Below are 21,736 nucleotides of genomic sequence, written 5' to 3' on the forward strand. Positions count from 1 at the left end.
CATGTTACGCCCAACCCACAATGGCGACCGCTACGAACTGACCAGCCCCACGGCGATGCCGCGCGCGGCGGGCTTCCTGTGGAACCAGAAGATGATGATCCAGGTGACCTGCCGCGGCTACGCCACCGCGCAGTTCATGCAACCGGAACCCGCCAAGTATGCCTATGCGCCGAACCTGGAGGCCAAGACCTTCATGCAGCCGGAGCAGAACTACTATGCGCATCATCCGGGCCGCTTCTTCTATATCAAGGACGAGGAAACCGGCGAGCTGTTCTCCGCGCCGTATGAGCCGGTGCGCGCGCCGGTCGACAACTTCACTTTCTCGGTCGGCAAAAGCGATATCGCCTGGACGGTCGAGCACCTGGGCGTGCGCGTCGAGCTGAGTCTGAGCGTGCCGACCAGCGACGTGGTGGAATTGTGGTCGCTGCGCGTGACCAACCTGTCGGGCCGCCCGCGCAAGCTGAGCGTCTATCCCTACTTCCCGATCGGCTATATGTCGTGGATGAACCAGTCCGGCGAATACCGCGCGGACCTGGGCGGCGTGGTGGCCAGCTGCGTCACGCCGTATCAAAAGGTGACCGACTACTTCAAGCAGAAGGACTTCAAGGACAAGACCTACTTCCTGTGCGAGGAAGCGCCGCAGGCCTGGGAAGTGCAGCAGATGGCCTTCGAGGGCGAAGGCGGATTGCACGCGCCGTCGTCCGTCATGGCTGAACAGCTGGGCAACAACGATGCGCGCTACGAGACGCCAACCGCCGTGGTGCAATACCGCTTGGCGCTGGCGGCCGACGAAAGCCACGACTACCGCTTCATCTTCGGCCCGGCGTTCGACGATGCCGAGATCAAGGCCGTGCGCGCGAAGTACCTGAGCGCCGCCGCCTTCGCCGCCGCCAAGGCCGACTACGCTAACTACATCGCCGGCGGGCGCGGATGCCTGCAGATCGCCACGCCCGACCAGGACCTGGACAATTTCGTCAACAACTGGCTGCCGCGCCAGGTGTTCTACCATGGCGACGTCAACCGCCTCAGCACCGATCCGCAGACCCGCAACTACCTGCAGGACAATATGGGCATGAGCTTCATCAAGCCCAGCGTGATGCGCGCGGCCTTCCTGCATGCGCTGTCGCAGCAGGAAGCCAGCGGCGCCATGCCGGACGGGATCCTGCTGGCCGAGGGCGCGGAGCTCAAATACATCAACCAGGTCCCGCACACCGACCACTGCGTGTGGCTGCCGGTCGCGCTCAAGGTCTACCTCGACGAAACCGGCGACTACGACATCCTCAACGAGGACGTGACCGGCCACGAGAGCGGCGCCGCCCTCACCGTCTCCGAGCGCGTGAGCAGCGCGATGGACTGGCTGCTGCAGGCGCGCGACAAGCGCGGCCTGAGCTACATCGCACAGGGCGACTGGTGCGATCCGATGAATATGGTCGGCTACAAGGGACGCGGCGTATCGGGCTGGCTGACCGTGGCCACCGCCTATGCGCTGAACCTGTGGGCCGAGATCTGCGAGCAGTCCGGCGCCAGTTCCTCGCTGGCGGAAAGCGCCAGGCATTTCCGCGCCGGCGCCAAGGCCGTCAATCGCGCCGCCAACGAACATCTGTGGGACGGCGACTGGTACGCGCGCGGCATCACCGACGACAACGTCACCTTCGGCATCAGCAAGGACAAGGAAGGCCGCATCTACCTGAACCCGCAGGCCTGGGCGATCCTGGGCGGCACGGCCAGCGAAGAGCAGCGCGCATCGATGCTGGCGCAGGTCGAAGACCAGCTGTCGACGCCATACGGCGTGCAGATGTTCGCGCCGCCGTACAGCGCCATGCGCGACGACGTCGGCCGCGTGACGCAGAAGCATCCGGGATCGGCGGAGAACGGCGCGGTCTACAACCACGCCGCCATCTTCTACATCTACAGCCTGTACACCATCGGCGAGAGCGAACGCGCCTACCAGCTGCTGCGCCAGATGCTCCCAGGGCCGAGCGAGGAGGACTACCTGCAGCGCGGCCAGCTGCCGGTGTTCATCCCGAACTATTATCGCGGCGCGTACAAGGAGTATCCGCGCACCGCCGGCCGTTCCAGCCAGCTGTTCAACACCGGCACCGTGTCGTGGGTCTACCGCTGCTTCATCGAGGGCCTGTGCGGCTTGAAGGGCGACAGCAACGGCCTGCTGGTCCAGCCGCAATTGCCCAAACACTGGGACGGCATCAAGGTCGTGCGCCAGTTCCGTCACGCGACCTTCAACGTGTCTATACAACGGGCCGACGTCGGTGAGATTCAGGTCTGGCAGGACGGTAAACGTTTGACTGATGCGCGCGTGGACGGTATTGTTGCGGGCGGAGCATATGCGCTGGAAGTGTTGATCCCGCGCTGACCATCAATCTCAAATAAATATAAGGACACGGTATCGTATGAAGAAGCGTCTCTGGCTGTCACTGGCACTGGTTTATCCACTCATGCTGTCTTCCTCACTCAGCGGCGTCGCCCACGCCGCGGACGAAAGCAAGCCTTGGCTGAACGCCGCGCAGTCGCCCGACGCGCGCGCCGACCAGCTGGTCAAGGCGATGACGCTGGACGAAAAAATCCAGACCGTGTTCGCTTACTTCTCGACCGAGTTCTCGCCGAAGAAATTCGAGCAACCGAAGGAAGGCCGTCCTGATTCGGCCGGCTACGTGCCGGGCATCGCCCGCCTCGGCCTGCCGCCGCAATGGCAATCGGACGCCGGCGTCGGCGTCGCCACCCAGGCGGTGTCGAAGAAGCCGTACGAGCGCACTTCCCTGCCGTCCGGCCTGGCCACCACCGCGACCTGGAATCCGCAACTGGCATTTGCCGGCGGCGCGATGATCGGCAGCGAGGCGCGCAGCACCGGCTTCAACATCCTGCTGGCCGGCGGCGTCAACCTGATGCGCGAACCGCGCAACGGCCGCAACTTCGAATACGGCGGCGAAGATCCGCTGCTGGCCGGCGTGATGGTCGGCGAGCAGATTCGCGGCATCCAGTCCAACCACATCATCTCCACCGTCAAGCACTACGCCTTCAACGACCAGGAGACCAACCGCAATCACGTCAACGTCAAGATCGACGATACGCCGGGCCGCATGTCGGACCTGCTGGCGCTGCAGTTTGCGATCGAGCGCGGCCATCCGGGTTCCGTCATGTGCGCGTACAACCGCGTCAACGGCGACTACGCCTGCGAGAACGACTACCTGCTCAACCAGGTGCTGAAACAGGACTGGGCCTTCCCTGGCTACGTCATGTCCGACTGGGGCGCGACCCACTCCACCATTCCTGCGGCGATCACTGGCCTCGACCAGCAGTCCGGCCATCCGTTCGACAAGGCGGCCTATTTCAATGAGTCGCTGAAGGAAGCGGTGGTCAACCGCCACGTGCCGGAATCGCGCCTGAACGACATGGTCAAGCGCATCACCCGCACCATGTTCGCGAACGGGCTGGTGGAGCATCCGGTGGCGACGCCGACTTCGGCCAGCGCCGGGATTGATTTCGCCGCGCATGGAAAGGTTACCCAGGCCGACGCCGAGGAATCCATCGTGCTGCTGAAGAACCATAACAGCCTGCTGCCGCTGGGCGCCGGCGTGCGCTCGATTGCCATCATCGGCGGCCATGCGGACGTGGGCGTGCTGTCGGGCGGCGGCTCGGCGCAGGTCTACCCGATCGGCGGCTCGGCCGTGCCGAACGAAGGCCCGACGCACTTCCCTGGTCCTATCGTCTATCACCGCTCGTCGCCGCTGCAGGAACTGGCATCGCGCACCAAGGCCAAGGTGGCCTATAACGACGGCAAGGACCTGGCGGCGGCAGCCAAGCTGGCCGCGTCCAGCGACGTCGTCATCGTATTCGGCAACCAGTGGCTGGCCGAGAGCTTCGATGCCGACAGCCTGAACCTGCCGGGCCAGCAGGATGCGCTGATCGCCGCGGTGGCCAAGGCCAATCCGAAAACCGTGGTGGTGCTGCAGACCGGCGGTCCGGTCGTGATGCCTTGGCTGAACAACGTCGGCGCGGTGCTGGAGGCCTGGTACTCGGGCACCAGCGGCGGCGCGGCGATCGCGCGCGTGATCAGCGGCGAGGTCAATCCGTCCGGCCGCCTGCCGGCCACCTTCCCTGCTTCGGTGGCGCAGCTGCCGCGTCCGGTGATCGACGGCGACGGCAAGACCAAGGATGAAAACATCCTGGAAAAAGTCACCACCGACTACAACATCGAAGGCGCGGCGGTCGGCTACAAATGGTTCGACCTGAAGGGCCACAAGCCGCTGTTCCCGTTCGGTTACGGTCTGTCGTACACCAGCTTCGCTTACTCGGACCTGAGCGCGAAAGCCGGCGCCGACGGCGTCGAAGTCAGCTTCAGCACCAAGAACACCGGCAAGGTTGACGGCAAGGCGGTCGGCCAGGTCTACGTGTCCAAGGTCGGCGGCGGCTGGGAAGCGCCGAAGCGCCTGGGCGGCTGGGACAAGGTGGCGTTGAAGGCCGGCGCCAGCGGCAAGTCGACCGTGCGCATCGATCCGCGCCTGCTGGGCATGTACGACAGCGCCAGCAAGACCTGGAAGATCGCCGCCGGCGACTACGTCGTCACGCTGGCCGAATCGGCGGGCGCGGCGCCGGCCGCCAGCGTCAAGCTGCACCTGGACGCCAAGACCGTCAACGTCAACGGGAAGTAAGCATCAGATAAGCCGCTTCAGTCGGGCGCGGACAAGGCCGTGAGCAACGGCCCCGTGCCCTGCTTGAAGATGCGCTTGACGGTGGCGTCGTCGAAGTATCTGGCGTACATGCCGAGCACCACCTGCTCGGCCACCATCGCTTTCAAGGCGGCCGTGTAGCGCTGGCGCACCACGGCCGGCATGGTTTTCTTCGACAGGTAGACGCCGCTGAAACGCGGCGTCGCTTCCGGCAGCGGTATCACCGAGATCCGTTCGCCGAGGTTGCCGCTCTTCAGGTACCTGGAGTAGATCGGCGCCGTGGCCAGCGTGCCGTCGGCGCGTCCCATCTCCATCTTGCCGAACACCGTTTCAAAATCGTTCACCACTTCCAGCCGACCCGCCGAGGCCAGCAGCGCCAGCTGCGTTTCGACGGCGGTGTCGTAGTTCATGCCGCGCGTAACGTTCAACCGTCCCGTGCCGCGCGTGACGAAATCGGTCAGGCTGGCGTAGTGCTCGCCCGGCGGCTCCGATACAATCAAGTCGTATTGCAGATAGGCATATGGCAGGTAACGGGCATAGACGTCGCGCTCCGGCGTGCGCAAGGCGCCCATCGTCATATCGATGCGGCCGGCTTCGAGTTCGACGAACAGGCGCTGGCGCGGATACCACAGGAACTCGAACTTGCAGCCGGTGCGGCGGGCCATTTCGTTGACCACCTCGACCGAAATGCCGCCAATCTTGCCGCCGTCGCGAAATGCCGAATACCCCAGGTCGCTCAGGCCGACGCGCGTCACCTGCGGACAGGCGGCGCGCACCGGCGCGGTCCACGTACCGAACCACAAACAGGCAATCACGAATATCCGGGTGCGCTCGCAGCGTCTCATCATGGCCTCTTGGTGGCGGTATGAATGAGTGTATCCCAGGTTGCGGGGCCTGGGCGAGGAAGTGGTAGTCCGGCAAGATCACTTTGCAACAACGCAAGGTGGCGCGGGGTCGCGGCGGCACAATGTACACTTGCCCAGCCAGCGTACAGGAGACGACCATGCGACTGACTCCCGAAAAGCAAGCCGAACTGCGGCGCGCGCTGGCCGACGCCGGCGACGAGGTCGTCGTGCAGCCGCAGGGCCTGGCGCAGGTATACATCGCGCCGGTCGCCGACGCCAGCCTGAAGATCGTCCAGCACAAGGATAGCGGCTGCATCCAGTTTGTCTTTCCCGCCACGCGGCAGCAGTTGCTGCCCGAAGCATGGCGCGGCGCCGAATGGCTACTGCAGGCGACGTTGCGCGCAGGGGAGCGCATTACGCAGGCAGCCATCGAAGAGATCGAGGAGCATAGCAAGCCCGAGGGGCTGGTCAGCCTGCGGCGTGGCTTCCGGCAGACGGCCTCCCCGGCCGAATTGGCGGCGGCGCGTGGACGCAGGGTGTTGCTGCTGGTGCATGGCGTATTCAGTTCGATCGAAGGCGCGTTTGCGGATCTGGCCGGCGAGGCGGGCGGCTCGTGCATGCGGCAGCTGCTGCAGCGCTACGATGGCCAGGTATTCGGCTATGACCACTGGACCATCGCCAAAACGCCACAGCAGAACGCGCTGGACCTGCTGACATGCATACCGGCCGACGCCGGCTGGAAGGTGGACATCGTCTGCCACAGCCGTGGTGGGCTGGTGGTGCGCTCGTTGCTGGCCGATACGACGGAGGATGCGGTGCTGGCGCAGGTAGCGCGGCAGCGTGCGGGCCGCATCGCCGGCGTCGGCCAGGTGATCTTCGTGGCGGCGGCCAACCAGGGCTCGCCGCTGGCGGCGCAAGATGAGTTGCAGCATTTCCTCAACGTGGCGGCGATGCTGGCCTCGTTCAGCGGCGGCATGGCGCTGGATGTGGTGATCGGGCTGGCGCGGGCGGTGGTGTCGCTGGGCTTCGAGCGGCCCAGCGTGCAGGCGCTGGCCAGCGGCTCGGCGCTGGTCGCCACGCTGAACCGTGGCGGCACGCTGCTCGACAGCGCCGGCACCTGGTACGCGCGGGCCAATTTCGACTACGGCGAGTCCATGCTTGAGCAGACCGGCGCGCTGATCAACCGCCTGCTGATGGCGGCCACGGACAACGACGTGGTGGTGCCCTACGACGGCGTGCTGCTGCCGGCCGCGCCCGCCGCAGAAGACCATGTGCTCAACTTCGGCACGCCACAGCGCAAGCAAAGCGAGGTCTGGCACACGGAGTTCTTCAGGCAGGCGGAGATGCGCAACTACCTGCTGGCGCACCTGGCTTAGGTTTTACGGCGGCGACGGGCGTGCTTGGGGTCGGCGATCAGGGGGCGGTAGATTTCCACGCGGTCATGCTCGCGCAGCACCGTGTCCAGGGTTTTCTTCTTGGCGTAGATGCCGACCTGCATCGTGGACAGGTCGACTTCGGGCGCTTCCTGCAGCACGCCGCTGATCGCGATCGCCTGCTCGATGGTGGTGCCGGCCGGCACCCGCAACGCGCGCAGGAATTGCACCGCGTCGCTGGCGTAGCACACTTCGATATTGAAGGTCTCAGCTGCCATACACGGTTTCCGCCCGCTTGCAGAAGGAATCGACCATGCTGTTGGCGATCATGCCGAACACGGGGCCGACCAGTTGTTCCAGCAGCATGTTGGAAAACTCGTAGTGCAGGTCCAATTCGATCTTGCAGGCGTCCTCGCGCAGCGGCTTGAAGGTCCACAGGCCGTCAAGGGCCTTGAAAGGACCGTCCACCAGCTTCATCTTGATGGCGGTCGACGGTGTGTTTTCGTTGGCCGTCGTGAAGCTCTGCTTGACGCCGTGGTAGTTGATGCCGACGCTCGCCACCACCGTATTTTCGCCCCGTTCACGGATCTCGACACCACCGCACCACGGCAGGAATTTGGGATATTCCTCGATGCCGGCGACCAGATCGAACATCTGCTGGGCGCTATATCCGAGGAAAACTGATTTGTGCACTACTGCCATTGTCTAACCATTTGCTATGATGTTGAATTATTCGCCTTTTGGGCGCGCAGCAATAGTTTAACCGATACCCTCTCATGACCATAGCCGATAACAAAAAAGCCTTTTTTGACTACTTCATCGAAGACCGCTACGAAGCCGGCATCGTGCTGGAGGGTTGGGAAGTCAAGGCCATCCGCGACGCCCGCGTGCAGATCAAGGAAGCCTACGTCACCATCAAGGGCGACGAGCTGTTCCTGTTCGGCGCCCACATCAGCGCCCTGCCCACCGCCTCCACCCATATCCACCCGGAAGCGGTGCGCACCCGCAAGCTGCTGCTGCACCGCGCGGAGATGGACAAGCTGATCGGCAAGGTGACCCGCTCCGGCTACACGCTGGTGCCGCTGAACCTGCATTACAAGGGCGGCCGCGTCAAATGCGAGATCGGCCTGGCCAAAGGTAAGAAAATGCATGACAAACGTGCCACAGAGAAAGATCGCGACGGCAAGCGCGAAGTCGCCCAGGCGATGAAGACCCATACCCGCTAAAAACTGTTGCGTCCCCTGTACAAAACCCGGTCCCGCACCGGGTTTTTTATCGTCCGGAGAATTTCTAATTAGAAACATCCATGCTAAACTGGGCGCTGGATGATTTTACATTCGTGGCCCGGCCGTGGCCGCGAATCGGACCTGGACTCTTGACGACGAGGCAATAATGGCGCTGAAAACTGCAACGGCCCTGGTGGCCGGAATACTGCTGGCAGGATGCGCGTCGCGCTACACGCCGACGCCGCTGGCGGCCAACTTCCCCACCACCAAGCAGGCCAAGCTGCAGGCCGCTTACCACTGGGGCGTCATTTCCGACAATATCGAGAAACACGTGGTGGCCGAGCTCAAGAAGAGCCCGCCGCGCCCGGTCTATATCAATGAACCCAAGGATCCGAGCCCGTTCCAGCGCGCGCTGACCACCCAGCTGACCACCTCGCTGGTCAACGACGGCCACACGGTGTCGCGCAGCCCGGCCGGCTCGCTCAAGGTCGACCTCGACGTGCAGGCGGTGACCTTCACCGCCAACCGTCCGCAATACCGCTATCACGGCGAGCGCGCGATCCTCGGCACCGGCGTCTGGCTGCTGAGCGAGATCGAAGCGCCCGGCCTGCTGAACCTGGCGGTCGGCGCCGGCGCCTGGGATTCCTACGACTGGTTCAACGCCCAGTTCGCGCCCGGCGATACGCCGAAGACCGAGATCATCGTCACCGTTTCGGTGTCCGACCAGTACCGCTACGTGGCGCGCAGCACTTCCGCCTACTATGTGGCCGACACCGACCGCGTACTGTATGGCATCATCGACCCCGTGCCGCAAGAACCTCAACTGACCCGGATCTTCAAAGTCCGCGGAGATATGTAAATGCTGATGAAATCCCTGGCCCGCGCGTCCCTGCTGGCATTGCCGCTGCTGCTGGCGGCCTGTTCCTCGACTCCGAAGAAGGAAGAAGGCAATTACGCCACCATTTCCTCCAACCAGTTTATCGAAGCCAACTACAAGGCGGCCGATTCGCTGATGCACCAGCTGAGCGGCAAGCTGCTGGCCGACAAGCCGATGATCATGGCCACCATCGTCAATATCGATGCGCTGGAGCAAACCACGACCCTCGGCCGGCTGATCTCCGAGCAGTTGTCGACGCGCCTGGCGCAAGGCGGCCTGAGCATGCTGGAGATGAAGCTGCGCAACAGCGTCTACCTGAAGCGCAACCAGGGCGAGCTGATGCTCACCCGCGAGATCGGTGAAGTGGCCACCACCCACAATGCGCAGGCGATCGTGGTCGGCTCCTATGCGGAGACCAGCGACATGGTGTTCATCAACATCAAGGTGATCCAGCCGAACACCAACTTCGTCATGGCCGGCCAGGATTACGTGCTGGCCAAGGAAGCCATCGTCCGCTCGATGTTGCAACGTAACTAGACGTCGCTAGATCAACAACGGCAGCACTTCCGCTGCCGACGCCTCCACTTTCAAGCCGATCAGGTCGTCCGCCCGGGTTTTACCCAGGTTGATGGCCGCGATCGGCTTGTTCGCTTGCGCGGCCAGCTTGCAAAAGCGGTAGCCGGAAAATACCATTAACGACGATCCGACCACCAGCAAGGCGTCGGCCTCTTCCTGCATGCGCAGGGCGTCGGCGGTGCGTTCGGGCGGGATGTTGTCACCGAAGAAAATGACGTCCGGCTGCAAGGTGCCGCCGCAAGCATCGCACGAGGGCATATGGAAATCCTGCAAGGCGTCCAGTTCGATTTCGGCGTCGCCGTCGGGGCGGGCCTCGGGCACGATCTCGCCTGCGGCATCGGTCGCCGCCAGCACCGGATTGGCGGCCGCCAGCCACGCCTGGATGGCGTCACGCCGGTAGCTGGCGCGGCAATCCAGGCAGATCACACCGTGGATGTTGCCGTGCAGTTCGATCAAATTGCTGCTGCCGGCGCGCTGGTGCAGGCCGTCGACGTTCTGGGTGATGATGGCGGCGATGCGGCCGGACTGCTCCAGTTCGGCCAAGGCGCGGTGACCGGCGTTCGGCGCGGCCTGGGCCAGGGTCGGCCAGCCGGCCATGCTGCGCGCCCAGTAACGGCGGCGCACCGCCTCGGATTTGCGGAAGTCCGGCCCCTGGATGGGCGTGCGGCCGCGGCGGACGCCGTCCTTGTCGCGGTAGTCGGGTATGCCGGAGGCGGTGCTCAGGCCGGCGCCGGTCAGCACCAGCACGCGGCGGTGGCGCTGCAGGAAGCCGTCCAGCTGTTCAAGTTGTTGGTTCAGGTTCATGATGTGCATGGTATCCGAAAGCCGGTGTTAGCATGCAAGCGTAAATAATTTCCCGATCCGTAGAACCGTTTTCGATAAGCAAGGTATTAACGGGGAATAATGGAGAACGTGCATGGCGTTGGTAGGTGCAGATATGGATGATGCTGGCCTGTTGGGCAAGATTGCTGCCGGGGACAAGCTCGCCTTCGAGGCGCTGTATCGGGCGTATTTTCCGCGCTTGTCGCGCTTTATCGGGCGCATGGCGCGCAGTGCGACGCTGATCGAGGAAGTGGTGAACGACACCATGCTGGTGGTGTGGCAAAAGGCGGCCAGCTTCGACGGCAGCTGCAAGCCGTCGACCTGGATTTTCGCGATTGCCTACCGCAAGACGCTCAAGGGCTTGAAAGCGAGCGACGAGCCGCTCGAGTCGGACGCCGCGCTGTACGAGGATGACAGCGGCAACCAGCCGGAACAGGCGATCAGCCGCCAGCAGCTGCAGCAGACCGTGGCCGATGCGCTGGACCAGTTGCCGGTCGCGCAACGGGCGGTGATGGTACTGACTTATTATCACGATATGGCCTACAGCGATATCGCCGACATCGTCGAGTGCCCGCTGAACACGGTCAAGACCCGCATGTTTCATGCGCGGCACAGATTGAAGGATTTGTTGTGGAACGAAAGAGAGAACAGCCGATGAACGGGCGCGTCTTCAGAATCGATATCCCGGCGCACCAGGCGGTGCAGGAGCTGCTGCCGTGGTATGCGGGCGGACAGCTGGCGCCGGACGAGGCGCGGCGCGTGCATGAGCATTTGCAGGGCTGCGCGCAGTGCCGCCAGGATCTGGAATGGGAGCACAGCCTGCGCGCCGAGGCGGCGGCGGCGACGGATGGCCTGCCGGAAGGCGTCGACATGGAAGGGGCGCTGGCGCGGCTGCTGCCGGCGCTGGGACCGCAGGAACGCACCGTGACCGCGCCGCGCACACTGCCGTGGTGGCGCACGGCGGCGGCCAACCAGCCTTCGTGGCTGCGCTGGGCGGTGGCGGCCCAGTGGGTGGTGATCGCCGGCCTGGCGGCGCTGCTGCTGCGTCCCGCCGCCGACCCGGCCGACTACCATGTGCTGGGATCGGGCGTGGCGGCCGGCGGCAACCTGGTGGTGGTGTTCCAGCCCAACACCAGCGAGCGCGATCTGCGCCGCATACTGCAGGCGCAAAACGCCCGCGTGGTCGATGGCCCGACCGTGACCGACGCCTACCTGATCAGCGTGCCGGCCGCCGGCCGTGCGCAAGCGCTGCAGGCGCTGCGCGCCGAGTCCGCCGTCAAACTGGTCGAGCCGCTGGATGGAGGTAGCGCGCCGTGAACACCTTCTGCGTCCGCCTGGCGGCGCTGCTGGCCTGCCTGGCTTGCCTGGCCGTCGGCCCGGCACGCGCGCAGGACACACCGCCGGCCGGCGCCGGCTACGTGGCGGACGAGCACCAGCTGCTGGTCATGCTGCGCCTGCCTGCGGCGCACTACCGGCCGGACGCCAGCTACGGCGGCCGCTACCTGGACGACAGCGGCCGCGCCGCACGCCACCGCCGCGCCGAGGACCTGGCGCGCCAGCACGGCCTGACGCTGGTGGACGACTGGCCGATGCCGGTGCTGGGGCTCGATTGCTACGTCATGCGCTATCCGGACCACGAAAGCGCCGAACATATCATCACCCTGCTGGAGCGCGATCCGCAGGTGGAATGGGCGCAGCCGGTGGCGCGCTTCAGCGGCATGGCGCAAGAGCCGGCCAAGGCGGCAACGGCAGCCGCCGGCAGCGGCGCCGCCGATCCGCTCTACCCGGTGCAGCCGGCCGCGCGCTACTGGCACGTGGCCGAGCTGCACCGCTACACCACCGGGCGCGACATCAAGGTGGCCGTCATCGACAGCGGCATCGACGCCACCCATCCCGACCTGCAGGGACAACTGGCGGTCAACAGCAATTTCGTCGACGCCGGGCCGACGCCGGCGGAAAACCATGGCACGGCGGTGGCCGGCATCATTGCCGCGCGGGAGGGCAACGGCGGCATTGTCGGCGTGGCGCCGCAGGCGCGGCTGATGGGCTTGCGGGCCTGCTGGCAATTGCCCGACCAGGCCACCCGATGTAACAGCTTCACGCTCGGCAAAGCCATCAACTACGCGATACTGAATGGCGCCAAAGTCATCAACCTCAGCCTGTCCGGCCCGCCCGACAGGCTGTTGGACCGTCTGCTCGACGTCGCGCTGGAGCGCGGCATCGGCGTGGTCGGCGCGATCGACGCGCAGGCCGGCGGCCCGGCCTTCCCGGCCAGCCATCGCGGCGTGCTGGCGGTGGCGTCGCAGGCGCGCGGCGGCAGCGGCGCGGCCGGCGCCATCCTGCCGGAACATCCGCTGCTGGCGCCCGGCAACGACATCCCCACCACCGCGCCCGGCGGCCGCTGGTCCTTCGTCAACGGCAGCTCGTATGCGGCGGCGCACGTCTCCGGCATGCTGGCCCTGCTCGGCCAATTGCAGCCCGGCGTCTCGCCCGCACAATTGCGCCGCCTGCTTCAGCCCGCGGAAGCGCTCAACGCTGGTAACATCGATGCATGCGCATCCATCTCCCGCCTCGTCCGCAACTGCAACTGCGCGCGCGCCTACTCGCAAAGCGGCGCCGCTCCGTGAGCCTGCCGTTGCGGGCGCTCGCCTGCCTGATGCTGCTGCCGCTGCGGGAGGCCGGCGCGCAAGTCGACCTGACCGGCAGCGTCTCGCTGCAGTCCGAATACCGCTATCGCGGCCAGACGCCCGGCGACACCGGCCCGGTGCCGCAGCTGACGCTCAACCTCGACACCGCCGGCGGCTGGTATCTGGGCGGCTTCGCCAGCGCCTTGACCATCGGCGAACTCGAGGGCTACAAGCTGCAGGCCTACGCCGGCTATGCGCAGCGGATGCGTTCGGGCTGGAGCTGGGAGCTCGGTTGCAGCCACATCGGCTATACGCAAGTGCATGTGAACGATTTCCAGGAATGCTACGGCGGCCTGTCGGGCGAGCGCTTCAGCACCCGGCTGTACTATGCGCCGCGCTACCTGGGTTATCCGGCGCGCACGCTGTACGGCGAGGTCAACCTGTTCTACCCGATCCACCCCAGTTTCAACCTGCTCGCCCACGCCGGCCTGCTGCACAGCCTGAGCAACGGCGTCTGGCCGGGCATTCCCGCCAACTCGCGTTACGACGCCAGGCTGGGCGTCAGCGTCCCGTTCGGCAACTGGACGCTGCAACTGGCGCGCGAGCTCGGCCAGGACGACGGCATCCGCTACACCAGCTATCCGATACATCCGGCCAAGAGCTGGAGCATGAGCGCCACCTATTCGTTCTAAACATGTAAACCTTGCGGCCGCGGACTGGAATTAACAGCGCATCAACCAGTCCATGCGAAAGGAACTACCATGCGCACAGCTCTCTCCCTCACCCTGACCGCAACCCTGGCCGCCTGCGGCGGCGGCGGATACGGCGGCGGCGACATGCCGGCGGCAGCGCCGCCCATGGTCAGCAACACGCTGTTCACGGTCAGCAGCCTGGTGGCCGACAGCGGCAGCGGCGCCGCCCATACCGACGCCAAGCTGATCAACCCCTGGGGCATCGCCTTCAACCCGACCGGCTTCGTATGGGTCGCCAACAATGGCAGCGACAGTTCGACGCTGTATGACGGCAACGGCGTGCCGCAGTCGCTGGTGGTGGCCGTGCCGGCCGCGCCGACCGGCATCGTCTTCAACGGCAGCAGCGACTTCAAGATCACCCAGAACGGCGTGACGGCGGCCAGCCCGTTCATCTTCGCCGGCGAGAACGGCAGCATCTCGGCCTGGTCGCCCACGGTCAACCGCAACAATGCGCTGACGATAGTCGACGGCGCCGGCGCGCAAGCGGTCTACAAGGGCCTGGCGATCGCCACCTACAACAGCGCCAACTACCTGTATGCGGCCGACTTCCATAACAACCGCATCGACGTGTACGACGCCGCCTTCAACAAGGCGACGCTGCCGGGCGGCTTCCAGGACACGGGGCTGCCGGCCGGCTATGCGCCGTTCGGCATCCAGGCGATCGGCGACCGCATCTACGTCAGCTATGCGCAGCGGGCCGCCGTCGGCGATGACGACGTTAAGGGCGCGGGCCTGGGCGCGATCGACGTCTTCGACACCGCCGGCAACCTGGTCAAGCAGCTGGTTCGGGGCGGCGCGCTGAACGCGCCGTGGGGCATGGCGCTGGCGCCGTCCAACTTCGGCACCTACAGCGGCAAGCTGCTGGTGGCCAATTTCGGCGACGGCAAGATCAACGCCTACGACACCGCCACCGGCGCGCTGACGGCCACGGTCAGCAAGGCCGACGGCAGCGCGGTCGTGATCGACGGCCTGTGGGGCATCGCCTTCGGCCCCGGCGTCAACAGCCAGCCGACCAACACCCTGTTCTTCACCGCCGGACCGGGCGACGAAGCGCACGGTCTGTACGGGCGGATCGATATGATGTAACAACAATCCGGGGTCAGGTCCAAAACCTGGACACGAACTCTACCGTAGCGACTGCTGCGGTAGAGCTCGTGTCCAGGTTTTGGACCTGACCCCGGAGTTTTAGAGGCGGGCGCGCAGGTCTTCGACCGCGGCGCGCCATTCTTCGTAGTGCTCGCTGTCTTCCCATAGCTCGCGCAGCTCGGATTGGTCCGACAGGATGCGGTCCAGCGCGCGCCGGGCTTTGTCGGCCAGGTCGGCGCGCGGCTTGGCCTTGGGCTTGCGTGCGGCCACCCATTCGTCCACCGCCGCGCTGTCGTCGCTGCGCGCGCCGCCCTTGCCTTGCAGTCGCGCCAGGACTTCGATCGCGACCAGCGCTTCGGCCGCGAACGGCGCGTCGAGCTCGCCGGCGGCCGTGTCCAGCGCGGTGTCGAGGGTGTCTTCCACCGCGTCCAGATTGCTCGTTTCGTGCAAGTCCTGCGCCCAGTCCTGCGCGTAGTCGTTGCCGAAGGCGTCTACCGCCCATGTGCCCATATCCGCTCCTTATGCCTTGGCCGGCTTGACCAGCGGCGCGTCTTTTTGCGTTTTCACCACTTGCATGGCGGTGGCGATCAGGCCGCTCATCTCGCCCAGATTGGCCGGGATGATGATCGAGTTGTTGGTCTTGGCCAGCTGGCCGAAGGCGCCGACGTATTGCTCGGCGACCTTGAGGTTGACGGCGTCCTCGCCGCCCGGTTCGCGGATCGCGGCGCCGACCTGGCGCAGCGCCGAGGCGTTGGCTTCGGCCAGCGCGACGATGGCGGCGGCCTGGCCCTGCGCGCGGTTGATCGCGGCCTGCTTGTCGCCTTCCGAGCGGGCGATCTGCGCCGAACGTTCGCCGTTGGCGATGTTGATCTGCTCTTGCTGGCGGCCTTCCGAGGCGGCGATCAGCGCGCGCTTTTCACGCTCGGCGGTGATCTGCGCCTGCATCGCGTGCAGGATTTCCTTCGGCGGCGTGAGGTCCTTGATTTCGTAGCGCAGCACCTTGACGCCCCAGTTGGCGGCCGATTCGTCGATGGCGTTGACGATGGCGGTGTTGATGTGGTCGCGCTCTTCAAAGGTCTTGTCCAGCTCCATGCGGCCGATCACCGAGCGCAGCGTGGTCTGCGCCAGCTGCGTGATGGCGGCGATGTAGTTCGACGAGCCGTACGAGGCGCGCATGGCGTCGGTGATCTGGAAGTACAGGATGCCGTCGACCTGCAGCTGGGTGTTGTCCTTGGTGATGCAGACCTGCGGCGGGACGTCGAGCGGTATCTCCTTCAGCACGTGCTTGTAGGCGATGCGGTCGACGAAGGGGATCACGATGTTGAGGCCAGGCCCCAGCGTGGCGTGGTATTTGCCGAGCCGTTCGACCACCCAGGCATGCTGCTGCGGTACGACGTTGATGGTCTTGAAGACAAACACCAGCGCGAGAATAAAGATGACAAAGGTGACGTTGCCGAAACTGATATCCATTGAGGCTCTCCGTGTGATTAATCTTAGGCAGCGACGATCAGGCGGCTGCCGCGTACTTCGCGTATCGTGTATTGCCCCGGCGCGGGCGTGGCGCCGGCCGCCAGCGCATGGTCGAATTCCACGTCCCACAGCGCGCCGCGGTACATGACGCGCGCCGCGCCATCCTGCCATGCGGGGACGTTGACGGTCTGGCCGATGTCGAGGTTGACGTTGGGGTCGCGCCCGGCGTCGGTGCGCTCGGCCACCAGTTTGCCGAAGCGGCTGCGGCGCAGCAGCATGGTGGCGGCGACGCCGACCGCTGCCGCCACCAGCGTCTGCAGCGCCATGCCCAGGCCGAGCAGCGCGGCCAGCGCGCCGGCGCCCAGGCCGACGGCGATCATCAGCAGGTAGAAGGTGCCGGTGAACAGTTCCAAGATCACCGTCACGCCAGCGGCGGCGAGCCAGTAGCTCCAGTCAGCCATGATGTACTCCTCTCAGGTGTAGGACATTCGAAAATGCAAAAACCCCCGCTTCCCGGTGCGGGCTGCGAGGGTTTTTACTGCGGGACAGATGGTATTGATAGAGTTATTTGCTACTAAATTCGATAACTCCAGTCTAAACCATTTTCAGTCCGCGTCAACACTTTATTATTTCTGCAAGGCAGCAAGCTTCTGCCAGGTGTCGATCACCGAGTCCGGGTTCAGCGACATCGATTCGATGCCCTGCTCCATCAGCCAGACCGCGAAGTCCGGATGGTCCGATGGCCCCTGGCCGCAGATGCCGATGTACTTGCCGCGCTCGCGGCAAGCCTTGATCGCCAACGACAGCAGCGCCTTGACGGCCGGATCGCGCTCGTCGAAGTCGGCCGCCAGCAGCGCCATGCCGGAATCGCGGTCCAGGCCCAGGGTCAACTGGGTCAGGTCGTTGGAGCCGATCGAGAAGCCGTCGAAGTAGTCGAGGAACTGGTCGGCCAGGATGGCGTTCGACGGCACTTCGCACATCATGATCAGGCGCAGGTCGTTTTCGCCGCGCACCAGGCCGTTCTTGGCCAGCAGGCCCACGACTTTTTCAGCCTGGCCCAGCGTGCGCACGAACGGCACCATGATCTCGACGTTGGTCAAGCCCATGTCGTTGCGCACGCGCTTCATGGCGGCGCATTCCATTTCAAACGCGCCGGCAAAGTCGGCAGCCAGGTAGCGCGCCGCGCCGCGGAAGCCCAGCATCGGGTTTTCCTCGTCCGGTTCGTAGCGCGAGCCGCCGATCAGCTTCTTGTACTCGTTGGACTTGAAGTCCGACAGGCGCACGATGACCGGCTTCGGCCAGAACGCGGCGGCGATGGTGGCGATGCCCTCGGCCAGCTTGTCGACGTAGAAGGCTTTCGGCGAGGCGTGGCCGCGCGCGACCGACTCCACCGCTTTCTTCAGGTCGGCGTCGATGTTCGGGTACTCGAGAATCGCCTTCGGGTGCACGCCGATGTTGTTGTTGATGATGAACTCGAGACGCGCCAGGCCGACGCCGGCGTTCGGCACCGACTGGAAGTCGAACGCCAGCTGCGGATTGCCGACGTTGAGCATGATCTTGGTCGCCAGCTTCGGCAGTTCGCCGCGCGAGACTTCCGAGATTTCGGTTTCCAGCAGGCCGTCGTAGATCTTGCCCTCGTCGCCTTCGGCGCAGGAGACGGTGACGAAGGTGCCGTCTTTCAGCACGTCGGTGGCGTCGCCGCAGCCCACAACCGCAGGCACGCCCAGTTCACGGGCGATGATCGCCGCGTGGCAGGTGCGGCCGCCGCGGTTGGTGACGATGGCCGAGGCGCGCTTCATGACCGGTTCCCAGTTCGGGTCGGTCATGTCGGCGACCAGCACGTCGCCCGGCTGCACGCGTTCCATGTCGGCCGGGTCGTGGATCACGCGCACAGGGCCGGCGCCGATCTTCTGGCCGATGGCGCGGCCGGAGGCCAGCACGGTGCCGCTGGATTTCAGCTTGAAGCGCTGCTGCACGTCGCTGGCCTTTTGCTGCGACTTGACGGTTTCAGGGCGCGCCTGCAGGATGTACAGCTTGCCGTCGCGGCCGTCCTTGCCCCACTCGATGTCCATCGGACGGCCGTAGTGGTTTTCGATGATGACGGCGTACTTGGCCAGCTCCACCACTTCCTCGTCGTTCAGCGAGTAGCGGTTGCGCAGTTCGACCGGGACGTCGACGGTCTTCACGGAACGGCCGGCCTTGGCTTCGTTGGTGAATTCCATCTTCAGCAGCTTGGAGCCGATGTTGCGGCGGATGACGGGCGATTTGCCTTTTTCCAGCATCGGTTTGTGGACGTAGAATTCGTCCGGATTGACCGCGCCCTGCACCACGGTCTCGCCCAGGCCATAGCTGGAGGTGACGAACACCACGTCCTTGAAGCCGGACTCGGTGTCGATGGTGAACATGACGCCGGCCGCGCCGAGGTCGGAGCGGACCATGCGCTGCACGCCGGCCGACAGTGCGACTTCGGCGTGGGTGAAGCCCTTGTGCACGCGGTAGGAGATCGCGCGGTCGTTGTAGAGGGAGGCGAAGACGTGCTTCATCGCGTCCAGCACGTTGTCGATGCCGACCACGTTGAGGAAGGTTTCCTGCTGGCCGGCGAAGGAGGCGTCCGGCAAGTCTTCGGCGGTGGCCGAGGAGCGCACGGCGAACGACATTTCAGTGCTCGAATCGGCCACCAGTTTCTCGTAGAAGGTCTGGATTTCTTCGGCCAGGCGCGGCTGGAACGGCGTTTCGACGATCCATTGACGGATCTCGGCGCCGGCCTGCGCCAGCGAGCGCACGTCGTCGATGTTGAGGTCAGCCAGGCGATCGGCGATGCGCTCGGCCAGCGGCTTGCCGCCGGCCACGCTGTACGACAGGAAGTCGCGGAAGGCTTGCGCGGTGGTGGCGAAGCCACCCGGGACGCGCACGCCCGCTTCAGCCAGTTGGCTGATCATCTCGCCGAGCGAGGCGTTCTTGCCGCCGACGGATTCGACATCCGTCATGCGCAAGTGTTCAAACGATGCTACATAAACCGCTTCGCTTGTATTTCCCTGCTGCTGCTCCTTCAATGCTGCGTTGGACATAATGACACCTTTTTGATGATAGAAATCTTCCAGCGAGGCGCAGACTTGTTTCTTGTTATTCTGGTCGTCGTGCAGCACAATCTTACCTATGGCGATCATTCTACAGCCTGTAGCGCAAATTGACGATTCACAAAACTGGACTGGCTCTTCTACATGACACAAGAACAACGACCTCCCCTGCCTGCCGCGGCCCGCACCGTCTTTTTTGTTTCGGACGGCACCGGCATCACGGCGGAAACCTTTGGTCACTCCGTGCTGACCCAGTTCGAGCTGCGCTTCCGCCAGGTGCGGCTGCCTTTCATCGATACCCTGGACAAGGCGCACGACGCGGTGCGCAAGATTAACGAGGCATTTGCAACCGACGGTCAACGTCCGATCATCTTCTCGACGCTGGTGAAAACCGAGTTGTCTGACGTCATCCGCAACTGCAAAGGGATGTACATGGACATGTTCCAGACTTTTGTTGCCCCACTGGAACAAGAGCTGGGCGTCAAGTCGACCCACACGATAGGGCGTTCGCACAACATCGTCGACAGCGAGGAGTACAAGAACCGCATCGAGGCGATCAACTTCTCGCTGGCGCACGATGACGGGCAGTCGCACAAGAACCTGTCGTCGGCGGATGTGATCCTGGTCGGCGTGTCGCGCTCGGGCAAGACGCCGACCAGCTTGTACCTGGCGATGCAGTACGGGATCAAGGCGGCCAACTATCCGCTGATCCCGGACGACTTCGAGCGCGGCAAGCTGCCGTCGTCGCTGTACGAGTTCAAGTCGAAGATCTTCGGGCTGACGATCACGCCGGAGCGGCTGTCGGAGATCCGCAACGAGCGGCGCGCGGGCAGCAAGTACGCGGCGCTGGAGAACTGCCGCTACGAGGTCAACGAAGCGGAGATGATGATGAAGCGCGAAGGCATACGCTGGCTGTCGTCGACCACCAAGTCGATCGAGGAAATCTCCACCACCATCCTGCAAGAGATCAAGCCCAACCGGCGCGAGTACTGAGGTGCGGCTCATCGCACTGTTGTTCGCCGTGATTGCTCCGGTCGCGGCGTGGGCGCAGTCCACCGCCTTTGTGCATGTCAACGTGGCGCCGATGGACAGCGAGCGCGTGCTGCGCGACCAGACGGTGCTGGTCAGCGCCGGCCGCATTGAGGCGATCGGCGCGGAGCTGGCGCCGCCGCCGGGCTACCAGGTCATCGACGGCCACGGCACGGCATGGCTGTCGCCGGGGCTGGCCGACATGCACACGCACTCCGAAACCCGCAACGACCTGGCCTTGTATCTGGTCAACGGCGTGACCACCATACTGAATATGGGCGGCGCGCGCGCCAACCTGGTCGACAGCATCGTGCCGGCCGTGCATCGCGGCGCGCTGCCCGGACCGCACGTCTACACCAGCCTGATGGTGGACGGCACGCCGGACTACAACGGTTTGATCATCAAGACGCCCGCGCAGGCGCGCGCGCTGGTCGACCTGGCCGCCGCCAACCGCTACGATTTCATCAAGGTGTATGTTGGCCTGGCGCCGGAGGTATTCAGCGCGTTGGCCGAAGCGGGCCGCGCGCAAGGCGTGCCGCTGGTGGGCCATGGCGTCACGGCGGTGCGCCTGGAGCGGCAACTGGCGCAGGGCCAGGCCATGATGGCGCACCTGGAAGAATTTTTCTATGTCTATTTCACCCCGGCCGGCGGGCAGGAAACCGATACCCCACCTGATGAAGCACGCATTCCGGCGGCAGTGGCGCTGATCAAGCGCTACGGCGCGGCGGTGACTGCCGATATTGGAACCTACAAAACCATCGCCAGCCAGATCGGCCATCCCGAAGTGCTGCGCGGCTTCCTTGCGGCTCCCGAGACGGAATATCTGTCGCCGGCCGACCTGCAGACATGGCGCCGCAGCAGCTACGCCAGCAAGTCGGCGCGGCTGGAGGCCAAGCTGGCGTTCCTGCGCAAGCTGGCGAAGGCGATGGCGGATGGCGGCGTCGAACTGCTGGCGGGGACCGACGCGCCCTCGATTCCTGGCCTGGCGCCGGGCTACTCGCTGCACGACGACCTGGCGGAATTGGAGCGCTCGCAGTTGAGCCGCTACCAGGCCCTGTCCACGGCAACCCGCGCTCCGGGAGCCTTCATTGCGCGCACCAAGGGTGGCGTACCGTTTGGCCAGGTCGTCGCCGGTTATCGCGCGGACCTTGTGCTGACCGGGCACAATCCGCTGGAGGGGCTGTCGACCTTGCGCGCGCCCTTGGGCGTCATGGCAGAGGGCCGCTGGCGCGACCGGCAGGCGCTGGACGAACTGCTGGCTGGCGTGCGCCGCAGCTACCGCCCGGACTAA

21 protein-coding genes are annotated in these 21,736 nt (G+C 65.0%); 13 read left to right on the forward strand and 8 right to left on the reverse strand.

What is annotated here, in order from left to right:
* Position 1 precedes the first annotated feature (1 nt).
* Together ACEN9F_RS04515 and ACEN9F_RS04520 are read left to right on the forward strand one after the other, a co-directional pair.
* Positions 2 to 2,371, forward strand: coding sequence for a GH36-type glycosyl hydrolase domain-containing protein (locus tag ACEN9F_RS04515; protein WP_413418250.1), 2,370 nt, complete (start codon positions 2 to 4; stop codon positions 2,369 to 2,371).
* 37 nt (positions 2,372 to 2,408) lie between these two features.
* On the forward strand, positions 2,409 to 4,667 hold the full coding sequence (locus ACEN9F_RS04520) for a beta-glucosidase (RefSeq protein ID WP_413418252.1): 2,259 nt from the start codon (positions 2,409 to 2,411) through the stop codon (positions 4,665 to 4,667).
* Between the two features lie 17 nt (positions 4,668 to 4,684).
* On the opposite strand, the gene ACEN9F_RS04525 is transcribed toward ACEN9F_RS04520, so the two are convergent.
* Complete coding sequence (locus ACEN9F_RS04525; RefSeq protein WP_413418254.1) at positions 4,685 to 5,500, reverse strand: substrate-binding periplasmic protein; 816 nt, start codon at positions 5,498 to 5,500, stop codon at positions 4,685 to 4,687.
* Positions 5,501 to 5,688: 188 nt separating this feature from the next.
* Here ACEN9F_RS04525 and ACEN9F_RS04530 point away from each other — a divergent pair, with 188 nt between their 5' ends.
* On the forward strand, positions 5,689 to 6,906 hold the full coding sequence (locus ACEN9F_RS04530) for an esterase/lipase family protein (RefSeq protein ID WP_413418256.1): 1,218 nt from the start codon (positions 5,689 to 5,691) through the stop codon (positions 6,904 to 6,906).
* Here the strand turns inward: ACEN9F_RS04530 and ACEN9F_RS04535 are convergent.
* Complete coding sequence (locus tag ACEN9F_RS04535) at positions 6,903 to 7,181, reverse strand: RnfH family protein (protein ID WP_413418258.1); 279 nt, start codon at positions 7,179 to 7,181, stop codon at positions 6,903 to 6,905. The genes ACEN9F_RS04530 and ACEN9F_RS04535 overlap by 4 nt on opposite strands.
* On the reverse strand, positions 7,171 to 7,605 hold the full coding sequence (locus ACEN9F_RS04540; protein ID WP_413418260.1) for a type II toxin-antitoxin system RatA family toxin: 435 nt from the start codon (positions 7,603 to 7,605) through the stop codon (positions 7,171 to 7,173). Before ACEN9F_RS04540 ends, ACEN9F_RS04535 begins: the two co-directional genes overlap by 11 nt.
* A 74-nt stretch (positions 7,606 to 7,679) precedes the next feature.
* Between ACEN9F_RS04540 and smpB the strand changes: the two genes are divergently transcribed.
* The 3 genes from smpB to ACEN9F_RS04555 all read left to right on the forward strand — a co-directional run bounded on the left by smpB (position 7,680) and on the right by ACEN9F_RS04555 (position 9,543).
* Complete coding sequence (smpB, locus tag ACEN9F_RS04545; RefSeq protein WP_413418262.1) at positions 7,680 to 8,129, forward strand: SsrA-binding protein SmpB; 450 nt, start codon at positions 7,680 to 7,682, stop codon at positions 8,127 to 8,129.
* Between the two features lie 166 nt (positions 8,130 to 8,295).
* Positions 8,296 to 8,988, forward strand: a complete 693-nt coding sequence (locus ACEN9F_RS04550) for a hypothetical protein (RefSeq protein WP_413418264.1) — start codon at positions 8,296 to 8,298, stop codon at positions 8,986 to 8,988.
* The gene (locus tag ACEN9F_RS04555; protein WP_413418266.1) at positions 8,989 to 9,543 is read left to right on the forward strand and encodes a FlgO family outer membrane protein; all 555 of its coding nucleotides are present in this window, start codon (positions 8,989 to 8,991) and stop codon (positions 9,541 to 9,543) included. It abuts the gene before it with no gap.
* Between the two features lie 6 nt (positions 9,544 to 9,549).
* Here the strand turns inward: ACEN9F_RS04555 and ACEN9F_RS04560 are convergent, their stop codons facing one another.
* Positions 9,550 to 10,386, reverse strand: coding sequence for an NAD-dependent protein deacetylase (locus ACEN9F_RS04560; RefSeq protein ID WP_413418268.1), 837 nt, complete (start codon positions 10,384 to 10,386; stop codon positions 9,550 to 9,552).
* 133 nt (positions 10,387 to 10,519) lie between these two features.
* Here ACEN9F_RS04560 and ACEN9F_RS04565 point away from each other — a divergent pair, with 133 nt between their 5' ends.
* From ACEN9F_RS04565 to ACEN9F_RS04585, 5 genes are all read left to right on the forward strand, one after another.
* On the forward strand, positions 10,520 to 11,062 hold the full coding sequence (locus tag ACEN9F_RS04565) for an RNA polymerase sigma factor (RefSeq protein WP_413418270.1): 543 nt from the start codon (positions 10,520 to 10,522) through the stop codon (positions 11,060 to 11,062).
* Complete coding sequence (locus ACEN9F_RS04570; RefSeq protein ID WP_413418272.1) at positions 11,059 to 11,721, forward strand: zf-HC2 domain-containing protein; 663 nt, start codon at positions 11,059 to 11,061, stop codon at positions 11,719 to 11,721. Before ACEN9F_RS04565 ends, ACEN9F_RS04570 begins: the two co-directional genes overlap by 4 nt.
* Positions 11,718 to 13,031, forward strand: a complete 1,314-nt coding sequence (locus ACEN9F_RS04575; protein WP_413418274.1) for a S8 family serine peptidase — start codon at positions 11,718 to 11,720, stop codon at positions 13,029 to 13,031. Before ACEN9F_RS04570 ends, ACEN9F_RS04575 begins: the two co-directional genes overlap by 4 nt.
* Positions 13,028 to 13,723 (forward strand): TorF family putative porin, encoded by a 696-nt coding sequence (locus tag ACEN9F_RS04580; RefSeq protein WP_413418276.1) that lies wholly within the window; start codon positions 13,028 to 13,030, stop codon positions 13,721 to 13,723. The genes ACEN9F_RS04575 and ACEN9F_RS04580 overlap by 4 nt, the downstream gene beginning before the upstream one ends.
* Positions 13,724 to 13,792: 69 nt before the next feature.
* Complete coding sequence (locus tag ACEN9F_RS04585) at positions 13,793 to 14,869, forward strand: TIGR03118 family protein (RefSeq protein ID WP_413418278.1); 1,077 nt, start codon at positions 13,793 to 13,795, stop codon at positions 14,867 to 14,869.
* Between the two features lie 99 nt (positions 14,870 to 14,968).
* Here ACEN9F_RS04585 and ACEN9F_RS04590 read toward each other — a convergent pair whose 3' ends face one another.
* From ACEN9F_RS04590 to ppsA, 4 genes are all read right to left on the reverse strand, one after another.
* Positions 14,969 to 15,379: a DUF4259 domain-containing protein gene (locus ACEN9F_RS04590; protein ID WP_413418280.1), complete on the reverse strand. Its 411-nt coding sequence runs from the start codon at positions 15,377 to 15,379 to the stop codon at positions 14,969 to 14,971.
* A 9-nt stretch (positions 15,380 to 15,388) separates the two neighbouring features.
* Positions 15,389 to 16,339, reverse strand: a complete 951-nt coding sequence (locus ACEN9F_RS04595) for an SPFH domain-containing protein (RefSeq protein ID WP_413418282.1) — start codon at positions 16,337 to 16,339, stop codon at positions 15,389 to 15,391.
* A gap of 23 nt (positions 16,340 to 16,362) precedes the next feature.
* Positions 16,363 to 16,800 (reverse strand): NfeD family protein, encoded by a 438-nt coding sequence (locus tag ACEN9F_RS04600; protein ID WP_413418284.1) that lies wholly within the window; start codon positions 16,798 to 16,800, stop codon positions 16,363 to 16,365.
* Between the two features lie 165 nt (positions 16,801 to 16,965).
* Complete coding sequence (gene ppsA / locus ACEN9F_RS04605; RefSeq protein ID WP_413426967.1) at positions 16,966 to 19,407, reverse strand: phosphoenolpyruvate synthase; 2,442 nt, start codon at positions 19,405 to 19,407, stop codon at positions 16,966 to 16,968.
* A gap of 153 nt (positions 19,408 to 19,560) precedes the next feature.
* Here ppsA and ACEN9F_RS04610 point away from each other — a divergent pair, with 153 nt between their 5' ends.
* Complete coding sequence (locus tag ACEN9F_RS04610; protein ID WP_413418286.1) at positions 19,561 to 20,409, forward strand: pyruvate, water dikinase regulatory protein; 849 nt, start codon at positions 19,561 to 19,563, stop codon at positions 20,407 to 20,409.
* A 1-nt stretch (position 20,410) separates the two neighbouring features.
* Positions 20,411 to 21,736 carry an amidohydrolase family protein gene (locus ACEN9F_RS04615; RefSeq protein WP_413418288.1) on the forward strand — a complete coding sequence of 442 codons (1,326 nt, stop codon included), beginning with the start codon at positions 20,411 to 20,413 and terminating at the stop codon, positions 21,734 to 21,736.

It is taken from the genome of Duganella sp. CT11-25 (genome assembly GCF_047302815.1).
Lineage (GTDB): Bacteria > Pseudomonadota > Gammaproteobacteria > Burkholderiales > Burkholderiaceae_D > Rugamonas.